General features: G+C 44.9%; 19 protein-coding genes and 1 pseudogene. 17 read left to right on the top strand and 3 right to left on the bottom strand.

Features of this window, described 5'->3' with window-relative positions:
• The first annotated feature begins 37 nt into the window (after positions 1-37).
• From AB5706_RS04945 to AB5706_RS04915, 7 genes are all read left to right on the top strand, one after another.
• Entirely contained in the window at positions 38-916 is an 879-nt protein-coding gene (locus AB5706_RS04945; RefSeq protein WP_148461967.1) for a YicC/YloC family endoribonuclease, read from the top strand.
• Positions 917-1,127: 211 nt separating this feature from the next.
• Positions 1,128-1,394, top strand: coding sequence for an extracellular matrix/biofilm biosynthesis regulator RemA family protein (locus AB5706_RS04940; RefSeq protein ID WP_118578014.1), 267 nt, complete (start codon positions 1,128-1,130; stop codon positions 1,392-1,394).
• A complete protein-coding gene (gene gmk / locus AB5706_RS04935) occupies positions 1,387-2,013 on the top strand; it encodes a guanylate kinase (protein WP_173772474.1) in 627 nt (208 codons plus the stop codon). The genes AB5706_RS04940 and gmk overlap by 8 nt, the downstream gene beginning before the upstream one ends.
• Positions 2,014-2,148: 135 nt before the next feature.
• Entirely contained in the window at positions 2,149-2,493 is a 345-nt protein-coding gene (gene rpoZ / locus AB5706_RS04930; protein WP_118578015.1) for a DNA-directed RNA polymerase subunit omega, read from the top strand.
• Position 2,494: 1 nt separating this feature from the next.
• Positions 2,495-3,832, top strand: a complete 1,338-nt coding sequence (gene rimO / locus AB5706_RS04925) for a 30S ribosomal protein S12 methylthiotransferase RimO (protein ID WP_173772472.1) — start codon at positions 2,495-2,497, stop codon at positions 3,830-3,832.
• Positions 3,816-4,355, top strand: coding sequence for a CDP-diacylglycerol--glycerol-3-phosphate 3-phosphatidyltransferase (gene pgsA / locus AB5706_RS04920; protein ID WP_148461972.1), 540 nt, complete (start codon positions 3,816-3,818; stop codon positions 4,353-4,355). Before rimO ends, pgsA begins: the two co-directional genes overlap by 17 nt.
• Positions 4,356-4,482: 127 nt before the next feature.
• Positions 4,483-5,745, top strand: a complete 1,263-nt coding sequence (locus AB5706_RS04915) for a competence/damage-inducible protein A (RefSeq protein ID WP_148461973.1) — start codon at positions 4,483-4,485, stop codon at positions 5,743-5,745.
• A gap of 24 nt (positions 5,746-5,769) precedes the next feature.
• Here the strand turns inward: AB5706_RS04915 and AB5706_RS04910 are convergent, their stop codons facing one another.
• Together AB5706_RS04910 and AB5706_RS04905 are read right to left on the bottom strand one after the other, a co-directional pair.
• On the bottom strand, positions 5,770-6,042 hold the full coding sequence (locus AB5706_RS04910) for a hypothetical protein (RefSeq protein WP_118578019.1): 273 nt from the start codon (positions 6,040-6,042) through the stop codon (positions 5,770-5,772).
• Positions 6,043-6,117: 75 nt separating this feature from the next.
• Positions 6,118-6,483 carry a hypothetical protein gene (locus tag AB5706_RS04905; RefSeq protein ID WP_118578020.1) on the bottom strand — a complete coding sequence of 122 codons (366 nt, stop codon included), beginning with the start codon at positions 6,481-6,483 and terminating at the stop codon, positions 6,118-6,120.
• A gap of 21 nt (positions 6,484-6,504) precedes the next feature.
• Here AB5706_RS04905 and AB5706_RS04900 point away from each other — a divergent pair.
• Both AB5706_RS04900 and AB5706_RS04895 read left to right on the top strand, forming a co-directional pair.
• A pseudogene (locus AB5706_RS04900) lies at positions 6,505-6,612 on the top strand (DUF6783 domain-containing protein); the annotation flags it as partial.
• 57 nt (positions 6,613-6,669) lie between these two features.
• Positions 6,670-6,828, top strand: a complete 159-nt coding sequence (locus tag AB5706_RS04895; RefSeq protein ID WP_173717738.1) for a hypothetical protein — start codon at positions 6,670-6,672, stop codon at positions 6,826-6,828.
• Between the two features lie 174 nt (positions 6,829-7,002).
• Here AB5706_RS04895 and AB5706_RS04890 read toward each other — a convergent pair whose 3' ends face one another.
• Positions 7,003-7,293, bottom strand: coding sequence for a hypothetical protein (locus tag AB5706_RS04890; protein ID WP_118578021.1), 291 nt, complete (start codon positions 7,291-7,293; stop codon positions 7,003-7,005).
• A gap of 374 nt (positions 7,294-7,667) precedes the next feature.
• On the opposite strand from AB5706_RS04890, the gene AB5706_RS04885 reads away from it, so the two are divergent.
• From AB5706_RS04885 to AB5706_RS04845, 8 genes are all read left to right on the top strand, one after another.
• Positions 7,668-9,041, top strand: a complete 1,374-nt coding sequence (locus AB5706_RS04885; RefSeq protein ID WP_173772462.1) for a cell wall hydrolase — start codon at positions 7,668-7,670, stop codon at positions 9,039-9,041.
• Between the two features lie 598 nt (positions 9,042-9,639).
• Positions 9,640-10,869: a tyrosine--tRNA ligase gene (tyrS, locus tag AB5706_RS04880; protein WP_173772460.1), complete on the top strand. Its 1,230-nt coding sequence runs from the start codon at positions 9,640-9,642 to the stop codon at positions 10,867-10,869.
• 210 nt (positions 10,870-11,079) lie between these two features.
• A complete protein-coding gene (alaS, locus tag AB5706_RS04875; RefSeq protein WP_173772458.1) occupies positions 11,080-13,719 on the top strand; it encodes an alanine--tRNA ligase in 2,640 nt (879 codons plus the stop codon).
• Positions 13,720-13,878: 159 nt separating this feature from the next.
• A complete protein-coding gene (gene rpsU, locus AB5706_RS04870) occupies positions 13,879-14,055 on the top strand; it encodes a 30S ribosomal protein S21 (protein ID WP_004222305.1) in 177 nt (58 codons plus the stop codon).
• A 174-nt stretch (positions 14,056-14,229) separates the two neighbouring features.
• Positions 14,230-15,780 carry a cardiolipin synthase gene (cls, locus tag AB5706_RS04865; protein ID WP_233456123.1) on the top strand — a complete coding sequence of 517 codons (1,551 nt, stop codon included), beginning with the start codon at positions 14,230-14,232 and terminating at the stop codon, positions 15,778-15,780.
• Between the two features lies 1 nt (position 15,781).
• The gene (locus tag AB5706_RS23055) at positions 15,782-15,910 is read left to right on the top strand and encodes a DUF6783 domain-containing protein (protein ID WP_472515472.1); all 129 of its coding nucleotides are present in this window, start codon (positions 15,782-15,784) and stop codon (positions 15,908-15,910) included.
• Between the two features lie 102 nt (positions 15,911-16,012).
• Positions 16,013-17,185 (top strand): serine hydrolase domain-containing protein, encoded by a 1,173-nt coding sequence (locus AB5706_RS04850; protein WP_173772456.1) that lies wholly within the window; start codon positions 16,013-16,015, stop codon positions 17,183-17,185.
• A gap of 20 nt (positions 17,186-17,205) precedes the next feature.
• Positions 17,206-18,381: a cysteine desulfurase family protein gene (locus AB5706_RS04845; protein WP_173772453.1), complete on the top strand. Its 1,176-nt coding sequence runs from the start codon at positions 17,206-17,208 to the stop codon at positions 18,379-18,381.
• The last annotated feature ends 122 nt before the right edge of the window (positions 18,382-18,503 follow it).

Genomic DNA, 18,503 nt, shown 5'->3' with positions numbered 1-18,503 from the left:
GACAGTATTCGGAATAAAAATAAAGAAAGAGATTACTATGATAAAAAGTATGACCGGCTTTGGAAGGGCCGAGGTGATTACAAAAGAGCGGAAAATCACCGTTGAGTTAAAATCCGTCAATCACAGATATCTGGATCTGAGTATCAAAATGCCAAGGAAGCTGGTTTTCCTTGAGGGCGCGATCCGGAATCTTATGAAGACCTATATGCAGCGTGGTAAAGTGGATGTGTTTATCACATATGAGGACTACACCTTAAGCTGTGGCGCACTGAAGTATAATAAGGAGCTTGCAGGAGAATATCTTGCATATATCCGTCAGATGGCAGAGGAATTTGGCCTTGAGAACGATGTGAAGGCAGGAGCTCTTTCCCGTTATCCGGACGTGCTGACTATGGAGGAGCAGTCTGTAGATGAGGACGCATTATGGGCAGTTCTGGAAGCACCGCTTCGTGAGGCCTGCGAGAAATTTGCCCAGTCCCGTGCAAGAGAGGGAGAGAATCTGAAGAACGACCTGATCGCCAAGCTGGATGCTCTTGATGAGAAGGTAAGTCAGGTAGAAGCCCGCTCTCCGGAGGTTGTGGATTCTTACAGAGAGAAGCTGGAAGCCAAGGTTCATGAGCTTCTGGAGGATTCTCAGATCGAAGATTCCCGTATTGCAGCAGAAGTTGTCCTGTTCTCCGACAAGATCTGCAACGATGAGGAGACTGTTCGTCTCCACAGCCATATCCAGGGAATGAAGAAGATGCTGGAGGAGAAGGAAGGCATCGGACGCAAGCTTGATTTTATGGCACAGGAGATGAACCGTGAGGCAAATACCATTTTGTCGAAATCAAGTGATCTGATTATCTCCAATATAGCAATTGATCTGAAGACAGAGATTGAGAAGATCAGAGAACAGGTTCAGAATGTGGAGTAACCTAGTACATCGTTTTCGAAATAACTATACCACTCACTTGTCTGTGAATCCGATTGCACAGGTATAAAAGCCTCGGCGTAGCCCGCTACACCTGCGTTTTTATACCTGCACACTCGAATCCACATCCTACGTGATTGGTATAGTTATTTACGAAGCGATGTACTAGAGAATCAAAGACGTAAGCTTTCCTTATTGACAGAAGGGTGAAAACATGGCAAAATTAATCAATATCGGATTCGGCAATGTGGTGAATTCCCAGAAAATCGTAGCTGTGGTAAACCCGGATGCCGCTCCGGTGAAACGAATGGTTCAGAGTGTGAAGGGTTCCAATTCCCTTGTGGATGCCACTCAGGGAAGAAAGACCAAGTCCGTGATCGTTACTTCAGACCACATTCTGATATTATCTGCGATCCAGCCGGACACGATCGCTCGCAGATTTGCAGAAGTTATAGAAAATAAGGGAGAGGGCCATGAGTAGAGGAGTTTTGGCAGTTGTTTCCGGATTTTCCGGAGCAGGAAAAGGCACCATTATGAAAAGCCTGATGGCGAAGTACGACAATTACGCATTGTCTGTATCTGCCACCACCAGAAACCCCAGACCAGGGGAAGAAGACGGAAGAGAATACTTTTTCCGCACAAAAGAAGAATTTGAGGAAATGATCCGTCAGGATCAGCTGATCGAATATGCCCGGTACGTGGAGAATTACTACGGCACACCTAAGGCTTATGTGGAGGAGCAGTTGTCAGCAGGCCGGGATGTGATCCTGGAGATCGAGATTCAGGGAGCCCGCAAGATCAAGAAGAAATTCCCGGAAGCTGTGCTGGTATTTGTAACAGCGCCCTCCATGGAGGAACTGAAAGAGCGTCTTGTTGGAAGAGGCACTGAGACTGCGGAAGTGATCCACCAGCGTCTTGCAAGAGCTGCACAGGAGGCAGAAGGAGTTGACGAGTACGACTATCTGCTGGTGAATGACCAGCTGGAGGATGCTGTAGACAGGCTTCATAATATTATTCAGAGCGAACATTTCGCCATGAGGCGAAACCTTGGTTTTATCCATGAGATCCAGGCACAGGCAGCAAAGTTTGTGGAAGAATAATCCAAATAAAGAGCAGATGAAACTGCCATAAAATGAAATATTGATTTGCAACTTTATTCGCGAAAATACAGTTTGAAGCTGCGAATCTTTATAAAAATTATAACAATAATCACAATTTTTGAAAGGAGTATATATATGATCCATCCATCTTATTCTGAGTTAATCGAAGCAATCAATACCAACAATGAGGACGACGATGAGAGCATGGTGCTCAACAGCCGTTATTCCCTGATTCTTGCTACAAGCAAGCGTGCGCGTCAGCTGATCGGCGGTGCAAAGCCGTTGGCAGATAATGTTAAAGGCAAGAAACCTCTTTCTATCGCAATTGACGAGTTATATCACGGAAAGGTTAAGATCCTTCCAGGTAAACATGAGGAAGAGGATTTAGCAGAGATCGCAGGACATTCTGCAGAGGAGATTGCTGCTGAAGAACCTGCAGCTGCAGTTGATCCTGCTGAGTCTGAGGAGAGTGCAGAATAATATGAAATTACTGTTCATTTCCCTTGGATGTGATAAGAATCTGGTAGATTCTGAGGAAATGCTTGGAATGCTTGCTGCAGACGGACATGAGATCGTTGATGATGAGGACGAAGCAGAGGTCATTATTGTCAATACCTGCTGTTTTATCGGTGATGCCAAAGAAGAAAGTGTAAATACCATTCTTGAAATGGCAGAGAAGAAAAAGGCAGGTACCTGCAAGGTGCTGATCGTTACCGGCTGCATGGCACAGCGTTACAAGAAAGAAATTTCAGAGGAAATACCTGAAGTGGATGCTATTCTTGGTACAACCTCTTACGGCGATATCAGCAAGGCTGTAAAGGAAGCCCGGGCAGGCAGACACTTTGAAGAGTACAAGAGCATTGATTTTCTTCCGGATATTTCCGGTAAGCGTATGTTGACCACAGGTGGACATTTTGCATATCTGAAAATTGCAGAAGGCTGTGACAAGCATTGTACCTACTGTATTATCCCAAGACTCCGGGGCGGCTACAGAAGCGTGCCTATGGAGCTGCTCGTAAAAGAAGCCCGGTCTCTTGCTGAAAAAGGGGTGAAAGAGCTGATTCTGGTTGCCCAGGAGACTACTGTATATGGTAAGGACATCTATGGAAAGAAATCTCTTCATGTCCTTTTAAAGGAGCTTTGCAAAATAAAGGGAATCCGCTGGATCCGTATTTTGTACTGTTACCCGGAAGAGATTTATGATGAGCTGATTCAGACTATGAAGGAAGAGAAGAAGATCTGTCATTATCTGGATCTTCCGATCCAGCATGCAAGTGACCGTGTGCTGAAACGCATGGGCCGCCGTACCACCAAGCAGGAGCTGGTGGATATTATTGGCAGGCTGCGCCGGGAGATCCCGGATATTTTCCTTCGTACAACCTTGATCAGTGGTTTTCCTGGAGAGACACAGGAAGACCACGAAGAACTGATGGAGTTTGTGGATGAGATCGAGTTTGACCGCCTTGGTGTTTTCCCATACTCTGCTGAGGAGGATACCCCGGCAGCCACTATGGAAGATCAGATTCCGGAGGAGGTCAAGGAAGCCAGACGCGATGAGATCATGGAACTTCAGCAGGAAATTTCTCTTGAAAAGGGTGAGAGCCGCGTTGGTCAGGTGCTGACTGTTATGATCGAGGGCAAAGTATCTGGAGAGAGTGCGTACATTGGACGTACTTACGGAGATGCGCCGAAGGTCGATGGATATATTTTTGTACAGACCGGCGAACTTCTCATGACAGGAGATTTTGCGAGAGTCCGGGTTACCGGAGCTCTGGAGTACGATTTGATAGGAGAGCTGGAAGATGAATACACCGAATAAACTGACTATTGCCAGAATGATCCTGGTACCGTTTTTTGTATTATTTATTCTGACTGGCTGGGGCGGAGATGCCAACCGCTATATCTGCCTTGCTATTTTTGTAGTGGCAAGTATTACGGACTGGTTTGATGGTCATCTTGCCCGCAAGAATAATCTGGTTACCAATTTTGGTAAATTCATGGATCCTCTTGCTGACAAGCTTCTTGTTTGTTCTGCACTGATCTGCATGATCGAGCTTGACCGCCTGCCGGCATGGTTCGTGATCATTATCATTGCAAGAGAATTTATTATCAGTGGCTTCAGACTGATCGCTGCCGAGAACGGCGTTGTCATCGCTGCAAACTACTGGGGCAAATTTAAAACTGTATCCCAGATGGTCATGATCATTCTTCTGATCCTGAACTTTGGGGGAGTTTTTGAAATACTGACACAGATTTTTGTATGGGTATCACTTGCTCTGACGGTGATTTCTCTGATCACGTATATTGTGCAGAATAAGAATGTAATTTCCATGCAGGAATAAAATAGTCACTGCCCGCGGAATGCTTTTGCGTGCAGAGAGTGAGAATATCTGAATGTAAATCAGCCAGCATCTTTGTGAGCAGAGATGTTGGCTGATTTCAAACATGCTCTGGAAAAGAGGTATATATATGATTGCAGAACTTGTAGCTGTAGGAACTGAAATTTTGCTGGGAAATATTGTAAACACCAACAGCGCATATCTTTCTGAGAAATGTGCCCAGCTGGGACTTTCTGTTTACTATGAGTCTGTTGTGGGAGATAATCACGACCGAATGAAAGCTGTGATTGCCTCTGCCCTCGACAGATCTGACGTGGTAATTCTTTCGGGAGGTCTCGGACCAACTGAGGATGATCTGACTAAGGAAGTATGTGCTGAGGTAATGGGACTTCCTCTTTCTGAAGATCCTCATTCCCGTAAGCGTATTGAGCGCTATATGAAGGAATATAAGAAGAATCATCCGGACAGACGTGTGACCTCCAATAATTATAAGCAGGCGCAGGTTCCGGAAGGCGCTATTGTGCTTGATAACCACAACGGTACAGCACCTGGTCTGATCCTTGAGAAAAACGGTAAGACTGCCATTCTTCTTCCGGGACCGCCTAATGAGCTGATCCCTATGTTTGAGGAGTCTGTTTTCCCATACCTTCGCAAGAAACAGCCGGAGATCATCTGCTCCCAGGTTGTGAAGATCTGTGGAATCGGTGAGAGCCAGGTGGCTGCCGATATCCAGGATATGATCGAGGCCCAGACAAATCCAACTCTTGCCCCATATGCAAAGACAGGAGAGGTTCATCTCCGTATTACAGCCAAGGGTGAGGATGAGAAATCCTGCAAGAAGCTGATCAAACCTGTAGTAAAGGAACTTCAAAAGCGATTCGGCAAAAATGTATTTGCCCTGGATGCGGACAAAACGCTGGAAGAATCTGTTGTGGATCTGCTGAAGGAGAAAGAATTAACTCTGTCTCTTGCAGAATCCTGTACAGGTGGTGCCATTGCTGCCCGCATTGTAAATGTTCCAGGTGCTTCCCAGGTGTTTACCCATGGATTTGTTACTTACAGCAACCGTGCCAAGAGAGAATGTCTTGGAGTGAAGAAATCCACATTGAAAACAGTGGGAGCTGTTTCTGCAAAATGTGCCAAACAGATGGCAAAGGGGGGCTGCGCAGCTTCAGGAGCTGATATCTGTCTTTCTGTTACCGGCCTTGCAGGCCCGGATGGCGGAACCAGTGAGACTCCTGTTGGAACCGTGTTTATGGGTTGCTGCTGCAATGGACATACGATTACCCGGGAATATCATTTTACCGGAAACAGAACCAAGATCCGTCAGCAGGCTGTTGCCAGTGCGCTAGTACTGCTTCGCGAGTGCATGATGGGAGAAGTTGAGGAGTAAGTTTTCTTAATCGCAGAAAATGCTTTACTTCATCATCTTCATCAGGTTTACCACTTTATCAAGCTTTGCACGTTCCCGTGGGCTTTTTCCCATTTTCAAAACCTCAATGATGGTATTGATTTCATTACTGTTAAAGTTCAGACCGGCATTTCTCCCCTGGGAAGCTGCATTCATAATAAATGGCAGCAGATCAGAGGGAGATTTTCCGGCTCCTTGCCGGGCCATCTGCTGGAGCATGTCAAGCTTGTTTTTGTCGATACCTGCAAGCTTTGGATTATCCTGCCAGTTGTCATCCATATGGAATCATTCCTTTCTTATATAGTAATGCTGCCAATTGGCGACATGTCCGTTTTGAATGAAATTTTTCTGTTTTTACTGTCGTTCTTCTTCGCAATTATCTTCTGGAGATGGTTCATTCATCATCCTCAGCATTTCTGCCATGGTCATCATATTGGTGATCTGATCCAGAGTCTTTCGTATATCTCCAAAACAGTAGCGGCGCAGGTCGTTTATGACTTCAAGAGGCTGGGCAGGGGCTGCTGCAGCCTGTATCTGCATGGCTTCTGACGGCTTTGTAAAAAGAGCGACTGTATTGGAAAGTTCCCTGGCTTTTGCAAAAACGGACAGAAACTGTTGCTGCCTGGGTGGAAAATAGGGGATGAGAGCTTTTAACAGCTGTCCCTGGTCAGTTCCCACCATCTGATCCAGAGCTGTCTGGGCAATATATTCCTGATCCATAAAAATCCCTTTTCTATATCTATGTTGTTGTTATTAAAATATGACGACGTTTTGAAAACGGTGAAATCTTCTGCAAATTGTGACGCACATTCTGCAGAAAGCATTTTTCAAACACGCGCTGACATCTGTAACATATTCTATAGCAGGGGGATGTATGAATTTCCCGCAAAGTCAGGAGGGAAAGTTATGAGAAGAGAAAATGAAAAGCTTATTATAGATGGAAATGCCATATACGAGCTGGATCTGGAATGTGTGCGAAAGAAGCAAGGAAAACAGGAAGGAAATGGCAGGTGTGTGGAGCAGTCAGAAGAAAGAAGGCAGTCCGCAAACCATACCGGGGATTAAAGACAATTTGCAGGAGAGAGTTTCTACCCAGAGCGTGGTTGAAAAAGAAACAAGGAAACGTAAGAATGCTTTTAGAATATGCCTGAAAAAGGGGACAGGGGAAAATTCCCGCTGTCCCGATTTTTTTGAAAAGGACTGAGAAGACAGCCCTTTTTCATATGTGGGAAACTCAGATCAGCAGCCGCAGCCATTTCCCCATCCACCGCAGAGAAGCAGAAGGATGATAATGATCCAGCAGCAGTCACCATTTCCGTTGCCACAGCTGTTGTTGCAGCCAATACCGTTGCCGCCGCATGCGCAAAGAAGAATGATGATCCAGAGAATATTGCATCCACAGGAGCCGTTCCCAAAGGAAAGCCCACATCCATTGTCACATCCGCAGCCATTATTACAACCGCAGTTACCACATCCGCAACCGGATCTTTCCTCGCCGCAGCCACAGTTTGTAGCAGCTAAATCACTCATGCTGTTACCTCCAGAAAATGTTTACAGTTCATCATATGGAGGGGACAGGGGGTGTGTGACAAAGCAGTTGACAGAAAAGAGAAATTTGGCTATAATAAACTAAAACGTAATATTTCTGTAATCTTTGAAAAGAATTCGACATAAAATATATAAAACAAGGATTGATTTGTTAAGAATTAAGTCTGCGAAGCAAACGCTGTTTTTTGCGAACAAAGTTCACAGAAAACCCGAGAATTTCAGCGCGAAATCATGCGAATGCATGATTTCTGTGCATCGCGAAGCGTGTTACTGGTCACGGAGTAAACAGTAACTGTTTGTGAAAAGCAGAGGTGGGAAAGCTTCGGAATTAGTCAGGTCAAAGAGAGGAAAATGCTATGATAAAAGAAGAGAGAAACAGAAAGCAAAGTCTGGCTCTGGTGCTGCTTGTGATTGCCACATTATGTACGGTTTTTCTGATGACAAGGGATGTTCAGGCTGCGAAAGCCGGATTTAAGACTATAAACGGCAAGACCTACTACATAACAGCCAGCGGAGCCAAGCAGAAAGGCTGGCTGACTCTGAAAGGCAAGAAATACTATTTTAATAAAAAAACAGGCGTACAGTTAAAAGGCTGGCAAAAAGACAGTAAGGGCAGAAACATCCGGTATTTTACCAAGGGAAAAGGTGTGATGGCCACCGGTTTTCTGAAGAGCGGAACCGTAACCCGTTATTTCAGACCTTCCAATGGTAAGCTTGTCCGCGGCTGGCTGACCTTAAAGGGTAAGAAATATTATTTTACCAGCGGAACCGGCGCTATGGTAAAGGGCTGGCAGACCACAGCTAAGAAAGAGAAACGTTATTTCAAGAGCAATGGTCAGATGCTTACCGGCTGGTTTACAGATTCTAAGGGATATACCCGCTATTTTAATACCAGCACAGGTATTATGTATACCGGACTTAAGACTGTAGATGGAGATATCTATTATTTTTCCAAGACCAGCGGAGTCCGTTATCAGAAAGGCTTTGGCAAGGTCGGAAGCAAGCGGTACTATTTCAGTACCACAGATGGCAAAGCGCAGACCGGCTGGCTGAGTCTGGATGGAAACAGCTATTATTTTGGAACAACAGGCGTGATGTACGTAAACACTACAGCTTCCATTGGAGGAAAGACATACGCGTTTGATTCCAATGGTGTTGCTTCCGAGAAACAGGATACAGGAAAGGATGACAATGACAGCAGTATTACCTTTACCTGGTATGATGAGAAACGTGGCCGCAATTTTACTATTATGAAGGAGCTTAAGAGTCATCCGGGAGTTGCAGATGGAACCAAGTCTGATCTTGATATTCTGGCAGCTGTCTGCGAGGCTGAGGCAGGAGACCAGGGAATTGCAGGTATGAAGGCAGTTGCTCTCTGCCTTTTGAACAGAACTCTGGACAAGGAGTTTCCGTCCAGTGTCCGTTATGTGCTTTACCAGGGAACTACCTTCCCCCAGTATTCAGTCGTGACAAACAACCAGCTGCTGAAACGTCTGAATGGTCAGTTTATTGACCGTGCAAGCGCTTATGAAGCTGCCCAGCAGGCACTTGACAGTTTTAATGCTTATGTGCTGAATGGTACACCGCGTACAGTAAGCGGAATCAAGGCCAAAGATTTTAATTATAAGTATTTTATGATGACTTCTGCATTCTGGAAACAGCCATTGAATTTTAAAAAGGTTGTATATGAGACATACAAGGATCATACATTTTTTGTGGACTGGGTATAAAGGTAGCTATACAGATGTAGAAACAGTATAAATGATAATAGCAAACTTTACCGCGGTGAGTTGCTAAAATACAAAGCTAAAATCCTTGACAAAAACAGACAGCCTTTGTATACTTGCAAGTATTAAATGAGAAAGGCTTTGAAGGGAACAAGTAGCTTTGGAAAGAGCACACAGAGAGCTGCCGGATGGTGAGAGGCGCGTGCAGAGATCCATTGTGAATACATCCCGGAGCTTTGCACTGAACGGTTTTGAAGCGGCAGAGACAGCAGCGGACAGGCGCTTGTGATCGCTTGCAGAAATCCAGTAGGCTGTGACGGGGTGGCATACGTTATCATGCCGGGGTGATAATTCTGAAGAGTATTCGAAGATATTTATTTTTGGACAGTATTGTCTGTGTGGATAATCGTCTGGAAGAAATTTTCAGTATGGTCACTTATCGAGGCAGAAAGTGCGAGCTTTCTGTAAATTTAGGTGGTAACGCGGGACCCGGTTCTCGTCCTAAAGGGGCATGAGAACCGGGCTTTTTATATTTGCAGCGGCTTTTTTCGTGAAGAGAGAATAAGCAGCTCATATATCTATTTTACAGGAGGAAAATAAAATGACAGTTTGGGAAGAACTGAAAGCCAGAGGCCTGATCGCCCAGGTAACAGACGAAGATGAGATTAAAGAAATGGTAAATAACGGAAAGGCAACTTTCTATATTGGATTTGACCCAACCGCAGACAGCCTTCATGTAGGACATTTCATGGCACTTTGCCTGATGAAACGTCTGCAGATGGCAGGGAACAGACCAATCGCCCTTCTTGGCGGCGGAACCGGTATGATCGGTGACCCATCCGGAAGAACCGACATGCGCCAGATGCTGACGAAAGAGACCATCCAGCATAACATTGACTGTTTCAAGAAACAGATGGAGCGTTTCATCGACTTTTCTGATGGAAAGGCACTTATGGTAAACAATGCAGAATGGCTGATGAACCTGAATTATGTGGAGCTTTTACGTGAGGTTGGAGCTCACTTTTCTGTTAACCGTATGCTTACAGCAGAGTGCTACAAACAGCGTATGGAAAGAGGCTTAAGCTTCCTGGAATTTAACTACATGATCATGCAGAGCTATGACTTCTATATGCTGTACCAGAAATACGGCTGCAATATGCAGTTCGGTGGCGATGACCAGTGGAGCAACATGCTTGGCGGTACTGAGCTGATTCGCCGTAAGCTTGGAAAAGACGCATATGCTATGACAATCACCCTTCTTCTTAACTCAGAAGGTAAGAAAATGGGTAAAACACAGTCTGGTGCTGTCTGGCTGGATCCAAATAAGACATCTCCATTCGATTTCTACCAGTACTGGAGAAATGTGGACGACGCAGATGTTATCAAATGCATGAAGCTTCTTACCTTCCTTCCGCTGGAAGAAATCCAGGAGATGGAGAAATGGGAAGGCAGCCAGCTGAACAAGGCAAAAGAGATCCTTGCATTCCAGCTTACCGAGCTTGTTCATGGAACAGAGGAAGCGAAGAAGGCAGAGGCTGGTGCCAAGGCACTTTTTGCAGGCGGAGCTGATACAGAGCATATGCCGACCACTGAGCTTGCAGCAGAGGATTTTGACGAAGAAGGCAATATCGACCTGATCAGCCTTCTTGTAAAATCCGCTCTTGTAACAACCCGTTCCGAGGGAAGAAGAGCCATCGAGCAGGGCGGCGTTTCCGTTAACGGTGAGAAAGTGACGGACATCAGACATGTACTTTCCAAAGACGCTCTCACAGGTGACGGTATTGTCCTTAAGAGAGGAAAGAAGAAATTTAATAAAGTATTTGTAAAATAAGATCATAAAAGGGGACCAGATATGCTCTAAATCTGATCGTTGATGCGAAAACAGATTTTTGTACTGGTCCCCGACTTATGCAAAAAATATTTTGACCGTGATAAAGATATATGCTATCATATAAACCATGCAAGCATTCCAATAAGAGGAATGCACGTTATTGTTCACAGTAACGAAAGTACTTCTTTATTGCGTAGGAGGAGAATTGAAATGAAGAAATACGGAGTAAACGAACTTCGAAAAATGTTTCTGGATTTCATGGAGAGCAAGGGACATCTTGTTCTGAAAAGCTTTCCATTGGTTCCACAGGGCGATAAAAGTGTCCTGCTGATCAATGCAGGAATGACACCACTGAAACCATATTTCACAGGAGCAGAGAAACCACCCCGTACAAGGGTCAGCACATGCCAGAAATGTATCCGTACAGGTGATATTGAGAATGTAGGTAAGACTGCACGTCACGGTACATTCTTTGAAATGCTTGGTAATTTCTCTTTTGGAGATTACTTTAAAAGAGAGGCTATTCACTGGTCATGGGAGTTCCTGACTGAGGTGGTAGGTCTGGATGCCAGCCGTCTTTATCCGTCTGTTTATCTGGAGGATGATGAGGCTTTCGATATCTGGAATAAAGAGATTGGAATTCCGGCAGAGCGTATTTTCAAATTTGGCAAAGAGGATAACTTCTGGGAGCACGGCGCAGGTCCCTGCGGTCCATGTTCCGAGATCTACTATGACCGTGGAGAAAAATATGGCTGCGGCAAGCCGGGATGTACAGTAGGCTGTGACTGCGACCGCTACATGGAAGTATGGAACAACGTATTTACCCAGTTTGAGAATGACGGAAACGGCAATTATACAACTCTGAAACAGAAGAATATTGATACCGGTATGGGTCTCGAGCGTCTGGCGGTTATTGTCCAGGACGTAGATTCCATTTTCGATGTAGATACCATCTGTTCCCTTCGTAACCTGGTAAGCAGGATTTCCGGCAAACCGTATGGGGTACATCATGAGGACGATGTTTCCATCCGTCTGATCACAGACCATATCCGTTCTGCGACATTCATGATCTCCGATGGTATTATGCCTACCAATGAAGGACGTGGATATGTACTTCGCCGTCTGATCCGCCGTGCTGCAAGACACGGAAGACTTCTGGGAATTGAGGGCAACTTCCTTGCTACTTTAAGTGCAGAAGTAATTGACGGTTCCAAGGATGGATATCCGGAACTGGAAGAAAAGAAAGAATTTATCTTCAACGTTCTCACCAACGAGGAGAACCAGTTCGGTAAGACCATCGACCAGGGACTTCGTATCCTGGCTGATATGGAAGAGGCTATGAATGCAGCTGGAGAGAAGACTCTTTCCGGTGAAAACGCATTTAAATTATATGATACTTACGGATTCCCTCTTGATCTGACCAAGGAGATCCTTGAGGAGAAGGGCTACGAGATCGACGAGGAAGGCTTCAAGACTGCTATGGATGAGCAGAGAGAGAAAGCACGTTCCTCCCGTGAGGTAACCAACTATATGGGAGCTGACGCTACTGTATATGACCAGATTGATACTTCTGTTACCACAGAGTTTGTTGGATACGATCACCTTTCCTTTGAATCTCCGGTTACTGTTCTTACCACAGAAGCTGAGATCGTAGATTCCCTGATGGAAGGACAGAAGGGTACTGTTTTCGTAGAGAAAACACCTTTCTATGCAACTATGGGTGGTCAGGTTGGAGATACCGGTGTGATCGAGACTGCAAATGGCAAATTCATCGTAGAAGATACCATCAAGCTTCGCGGCGGCAAATTCGGTCATGTAGGATATATGGAATCTGGCATGATTTCCAAGGGAGAGACCGTTTCTCTGAAAGTAAATGTTGCTGCAAGAAAAGATATTGAGAAGAACCACAGTGCGACACATCTTCTTCAGAAAGCTCTGAAAGAAGTTCTTGGTTCTCATGTAGAGCAGAAGGGTTCTCTTGTAACTGCTGACAGACTTCGTTTCGACTTTGCCCACTTCACAGCTATGACTGCTGAGGAAATCGGTAAAGTTGAAAAAATTGTAAATGAGCAGATTCAGGCAGCACTTGATGTTCACACCGATATCATGGATGTAGAGGAAGCTAAGAAATCTGGTGCTATGGCACTGTTCGGTGAGAAATATTCCCAGAAGGTACGTGTGGTATCTATGGGTGATTTTTCCAGAGAGCTCTGTGGTGGTACCCATGTTGCAAATACAAGCTCCATCATGCTGTTTAAGATTGTTTCTGAGTCTGGTATTGCAGCAGGTGTCCGCCGTATTGAGGCACTGACCGGAAACGGGGTTCTGGAATACTATAAGAAGCAGGAAGCACTTCTTCACGAGGCTGCCAAGGCTCTGAAAACAACCCCTTCCGAGATGATTGATAAGATCACACATCTTCAGGGTGAGGTGAAGGCTCTTGCAAGTGAGAATGAATCTCTGAAGAGCAAACTGGCTCAGGGTGCTCTGGGAGATGTTATGAATCAGGTTGTAGAAGTAAAAGGGGTGAAACTCCTTGCTGCCAAGGTAGAGGGCGTTGACATGAACGGACTTCGTGATCTTGGTGACCAGCTGAAAGAGAAGCTTGGCGAGGGCGTCGTTGTCCTTGCTGCAGTAAATGAGGGCAAGGTGAACCTTCTTGCAATGGCTACTGATTCTGCGCAGAAAGCAGGAGCACATGCAGGAAACCTGATCAAAGCTGTTGCTGCAATCGTTGGCGGCGGCGGTGGCGGACGTCCGAATATGGCTCAGGCTGGTGGAAAGAATCCGGAGAAGGCAGGCGAGGCAATCGAAGCAGCAGCCGGAATCCTGGAAGGACAGATTCACTAAAAAACATTCAAAATTTTGTCAAAAATTTTTGTAAAATTAAACCAAAAGTTGTTGACGAACCCCGAGTGCATGATATATAATAATGTTCGTGCAAGAAAAATACCCAGACAGTTGTATTTTAGCACAATCTACAACTGGAGGGAGGTTAGGTGTGAGTCTATGTCAAACGTTATCGTAAAAGAAAACGAGACTTTAGATAGCGCTCTTCGCAGATTCAAGAGAAGCTGTGCAAAAGCAGGTATCCAGCAGGAAATCCGCAAAAGAGAGCATTACGAGAAACCAAGCGTTCGTCGTAAGAAAAAATCTGAAGCCGCAAGAAAACGTAAATATAATTAATTGTGCGCAAAAATCCCTGGCTGCATTCAGTCAGGGATTTTTAAATCCAGCAATATCTTCAAATTTGGCTCATTGTTTTCAGGGAAGAAATGACTTTTATATATGGTGATATTGCTGGCTGACCACATGTCCGTTTTGTTGCTGACCGGTGCATGAAGGAGAAAATATAAACTTATGATGATTTTGAAAAAAATAGCCAAGCTTCTGTTTAACCGGGTATTTTATGTAATATTTGCCATGGCGGTGCAGCTTGGCTGGCTGTTGACTATATTTCTGCGTCTTGCAGGATATTCCAGATATATGTCTTTTATTCTGGATGTTATCAGTATTCTGGTTGTTCTGAAAATTGTGAATCGAAAGATAAATCCCTCGTATAAACTGGCATGGACGATGTTGATCCTGTGCCTGCCAATTTTTGGCCTTGTTTTGTATCTTGTATTTGGACGTTCCAGAATTGCTGCTTATATGCAGGATCGATTTAATGAGATGCTGATGAAGTCCGGTAATCTTTTACAGACAGATCCTGAAATACATGATCTTCTGGAGGCAGAAGATATATCTGCATGCAATCAGTCGGATTATATATATCATAATGCAGGTTATCCTATTCACGGAAATACTACTGCAGAATATTTCCAGGTTGGAGATGACATGTTCCCGGTTCTTGTAAGGGAACTGGAGCAGGCACAGCATTATATTTTTATTGAGTATTTTATAATCCATGATGGAGTAATGTGGAGAACCATACTGGATATACTGGAGAGGAAGGTTCAGGAAGGTGTGGATGTCCGTCTGATTTATGATGACATGGGATGTCTTACCACGCTCCCTCATAAATATTACGAAACCATGAGATCCAAAGGAATCAAGTGTCAGGTGTTCAATCCTTTCCGTCCGATCCTGAATATTATCCAGAATAACCGTGACCATCGGAAATTCTGTATTATTGATGGATATGTGGGATTTACCGGTGGTGTAAATCTGGCAGATGAGTATATCAACCAGAAGGAGCGCTTTGGACACTGGAAGGACACTGCGGTTATGCTGAAGGGGGAAGCTGTCTGGAACATGACTGCCATGTTCCTCCATATGTGGAATGTGATTACCAATAACCGTGAGGATCATTCACTTGAGAAATATCTGCCTCATGTATGGCATCCGGAGGCATTTGAAGGGGATGGATATATTCAGCCGTTTTGTGATTCTCCGCTGGATAACGAGACTGTTGGAGAGAATGTTTATCTGAATATTATCAATCGTGCAAAAAGGTATGTGTATATCTGTACACCCTATCTTGTTATTGACAATGAGATGATGACTGCTCTTTGCCTTGCAGCAAAAAGTGGTGTGGATATCCGCCTGATGACACCTGGGATTCCTGACAAAAAACTGGTATTTCTTCTTACCCAGTCTTACTACGAGCAGCTTCTGGAAGCTGGAGTGAAAATCTATGAATATCAGCCGGGATTTTTACATGCCAAGTCCTTTGTATGTGATGACGAGATCGCTGTTGTGGGAACCATCAATCTGGATTACCGAAGCTTGTATCTTCACTTTGAGGATGGTGTATGGATTTATCGGAATCAGGTGATTTATGATATTAAAAAGGATTTCACAGATACCCTGGAATATTGTAATCCGGTATCTTTGGAATTCTGTCGTGGAAGAAATATTGCAGTGCGGGCGATGCAGAGTATTCTAAGGTTATTTGCACCGATGCTGTAGAGTGTGTTCAAAAAGGGGTTTCTGCAAGATGTGCGTCACAATTTGTGGGAGATTTTGTTCGGATGAGGGCATCGCAGTGGGCTGCGGCAACCGAATTCGGGCAAAATCTCCCGCAAATTGGGGCGTATAGATTGCGGGAATGTTTTTTTTAGCTCTAAACCTTATGCAGAATGAGTATATAGATGATGCCCCTTACATGCGGCATTGCCATATATAAATCAGGAGGTCAGATATGAGAAAAGAGATAAAGAAACAGCTTCAGACGATTATGGATCAGGCAGTAAAGGATAATCAGATTGCCGGTATGAATATGATGGTAATAAAGGACGGCCAGGAGGAAGCCTATCTTCAGTGTGGCTATGCGGATAAAGCAAATGGGAGAATGATTGAACGGGATACCATATTCCGTCTTTTTTCCATGACGAAACCGATTACAGCGGCAGCGGCCATGATTTTATTTGAAAGAGGAGTAATTGATCTGGCAGATCCGGTTTCCAGATATATTCCGGGATTTGCAGACCAGATGGTGTCTGTACCTGGCGGACTGGCACCAGTATGGCATAATGTAACGGTTTATCATTTGTTGTCTATGACCAGTGGTTTGACTTATGGCGGAAACAGCAGTGCCGCAGAGTTTGCTGTTGGAAATGTGATGGAAGAAATACATGCACGTCTGAATACAGAGCATCCCATGACAACACTGGAATTTGCAGATAAGATCGGCAGATGTCCTTTGGAGTTTCAGCCCGGAGAGCGCTGGAAGTATGGGGTATCCGCAGATATTCTGGCAGCAGTGGTGGAGAAGGCTTCCGGCATGAAATACGGTGAATTTCTTAAGAAAGAGCTTTTTGTGCCTTTGGGAATGAAAGATACAGATTTCTATGTTCCAGGTGAGAAGCTGGACAGACTGGCCATGACTTATGAGCAGACTGCCGGTGAAATGAAAGAATTCCGTGACAACAGTCTGGGAATCCGTCTTTCCATGGACGTACCGCCTGCTTATGAAGCCGGAGGGGCAGGGCTTGTTTCCACCATTGAGGATTATTCCAGATTTGCGGCTATGCTGATAAATAAAGGCAGCTTCCAGGGCAGACAGATCCTTAAGCCTGCTTCTGTGGAATATATGACCACCCACAAGCTTATAGCATGTCAGCAGGAGTGGTTTGAAAAATGGTGGGAGATGAATGGATATTCTTATGGAAATCTGATGCGTGTGATGACGGATCCGTGGAAGGCACCCTTTGCATGCTGTGAGGGCGAATATGGCTGGGATGGCTGGCTTGGCTGCTATTTCGCCAATTTTCCCAAGGAGAATATGACGATTCTTATGATGATGCAGAAGAAAGATGCAGGGACATTTGATCTTACAAGGAAGCTGAGAAATGTGCTGCTTCTTGGAATGTAATATAAAGAGGAATTTGAGTTATGCCTAGAATTTATGCGGACAATGCAGCAACCACAAAAATAAGTCAGACAGCAATGAAGGCTATGATTTCTGCAATGGAGAATAGTTATGGAAATCCGTCCAGTATTCATCAGATTGGGATGGGAGCAAATGATGCCTTACAGACGGCGAGAGAGCAGATCGCACGTTGCCTTGGCTGTATGCCGAAAGAGATTTTTTTTACATCAGGTGGGACAGAATCAGATAATCAGGCAATTGTGTCAGCGGCTATGCTTGGGGCGAAACAGAATAAGAGGCATATTATTTCTACTGCGTTTGAGCATCATGCGGTGCTTCATACTCTGAGAAGGCTGAAGGAGCAGGGATTTGAGATTCAGCTTCTGGATGTGGGAGCAGAGGGGAATATTACAGCTGCTCAGGTGGAAGAAGCAATTCGGCCGGATACCTGTCTGGTTACGGTTATGTTTGCCAATAATGAAATTGGCTCTGTTCTTCCTATAGCGGAAATTGGAGAAGCCTGCCGTGCTCACGGGGTGCTTTTTCATACAGATGCAGTGCAGGCAGCAGGACATATCCCGGTAAATGTGAAGAAACAGAATATTGATATGTTATCTCTTTCCGCACATAAATTTCATGGCCCAAGAGGAATCGGTGCATTGTATGTGAAACGGGGGATTGAACTGACTTCTCTTATGGAGGGCGGCGGCCAGGAGCGTGGAAAACGGCCAGGCACAGAGAATTTACCGGCAATTATGGGAATGGCAGCTGCTCTGAAAGAAGAGTGCACTTTGATGGAACAAAATGAAGCCAAGGTTATCGCCATGCGAGATCGTTTGATTCAGGGGCTTTCGCAGATTCCTTATAGTATACTGAATGGTTCCAGGGAGAAACGCTTGCCTGGTAATGTGAATTTCTGCTTTGAAGGTGTATCCGGTGAAAGCCTGCTGCTTCTTCTGGATAGCAGGGGAATCTGTGCTTCTTCCGGTTCTGCCTGCGCATCAGGTGCCCTGGATCCAAGCCATGTACTTCTTTCTCTTGGTCTCGCTCCTGAAATCGCCCAGGGTTCACTCAGAATCAGCCTTGACATTTCCAATACTGAGGAAGAAATCGATTATATGCTGGAAGTGATTCCCCAGGTGGTGGAACAACTCCGCGGAATGTCAGATGATTGGCGGAAAAAGCATTGCGAGGATTAAAAGAATCGTGTATGATACAAGATATGATTATTAGAATAGATTGCTATTTAGTTGATTAAAAGTTCGTCAGGAGGGACGCATTTGGACAATGTGTATTACTCACTCGCCGGCGCAACGCTCCA

Origin of the sequence: Ruminococcus sp. RTP21484sp1_RTP21277st1_D2_RTP21277_210401, assembly GCF_040924225.1 — a bacterium.
Taxonomy (GTDB): Bacteria; Bacillota; Clostridia; order Lachnospirales; family Lachnospiraceae; genus Blautia_A; species Blautia_A faecis.
Note: the sequence above shows the minus strand (reverse complement) of the source record. Positions and strands in the feature narration are given on the sequence as shown.

Bases quoted from the DNA above. Each gene is read 5' to 3' on its own strand.
- AB5706_RS04890 (WP_118578021.1), bottom strand. From the start codon at position 7,293: ATGAGTGATTTAGCTGCTACAAACTGTGGCTGCGGCGAGGAAAGATCC.
- pgsA (WP_148461972.1), top strand. From the start codon at position 3,816: ATGAATACACCGAATAAACTGACTATTGCCAGAATGATCCTGGTACCG.
- AB5706_RS04850 (WP_173772456.1), top strand. From the start codon at position 16,013: ATGAGAAAAGAGATAAAGAAACAGCTTCAGACGATTATGGATCAGGCA.
- AB5706_RS04885 (WP_173772462.1), top strand. From the start codon at position 7,668: ATGATAAAAGAAGAGAGAAACAGAAAGCAAAGTCTGGCTCTGGTGCTG.
- tyrS (WP_173772460.1), top strand. From the start codon at position 9,640: ATGACAGTTTGGGAAGAACTGAAAGCCAGAGGCCTGATCGCCCAGGTA.
- AB5706_RS04945 (WP_148461967.1), top strand. From the start codon at position 38: ATGATAAAAAGTATGACCGGCTTTGGAAGGGCCGAGGTGATTACAAAA.
- gmk (WP_173772474.1), top strand. From the start codon at position 1,387: ATGAGTAGAGGAGTTTTGGCAGTTGTTTCCGGATTTTCCGGAGCAGGA.
- AB5706_RS04905 (WP_118578020.1), bottom strand. From the start codon at position 6,483: ATGGATCAGGAATATATTGCCCAGACAGCTCTGGATCAGATGGTGGGA.
- AB5706_RS04940 (WP_118578014.1), top strand. From the start codon at position 1,128: ATGGCAAAATTAATCAATATCGGATTCGGCAATGTGGTGAATTCCCAG.
- AB5706_RS04895 (WP_173717738.1), top strand. From the start codon at position 6,670: ATGAGAAGAGAAAATGAAAAGCTTATTATAGATGGAAATGCCATATAC.
- AB5706_RS04910 (WP_118578019.1), bottom strand. From the start codon at position 6,042: ATGGATGACAACTGGCAGGATAATCCAAAGCTTGCAGGTATCGACAAA.
- alaS (WP_173772458.1), top strand. From the start codon at position 11,080: ATGAAGAAATACGGAGTAAACGAACTTCGAAAAATGTTTCTGGATTTC.
- cls (WP_233456123.1), top strand. From the start codon at position 14,230: ATGATGATTTTGAAAAAAATAGCCAAGCTTCTGTTTAACCGGGTATTT.
- rpsU (WP_004222305.1), top strand. From the start codon at position 13,879: ATGTCAAACGTTATCGTAAAAGAAAACGAGACTTTAGATAGCGCTCTT.
- AB5706_RS04915 (WP_148461973.1), top strand. From the start codon at position 4,483: ATGATTGCAGAACTTGTAGCTGTAGGAACTGAAATTTTGCTGGGAAAT.
- rpoZ (WP_118578015.1), top strand. From the start codon at position 2,149: ATGATCCATCCATCTTATTCTGAGTTAATCGAAGCAATCAATACCAAC.
- rimO (WP_173772472.1), top strand. From the start codon at position 2,495: ATGAAATTACTGTTCATTTCCCTTGGATGTGATAAGAATCTGGTAGAT.
- AB5706_RS04845 (WP_173772453.1), top strand. From the start codon at position 17,206: ATGCCTAGAATTTATGCGGACAATGCAGCAACCACAAAAATAAGTCAG.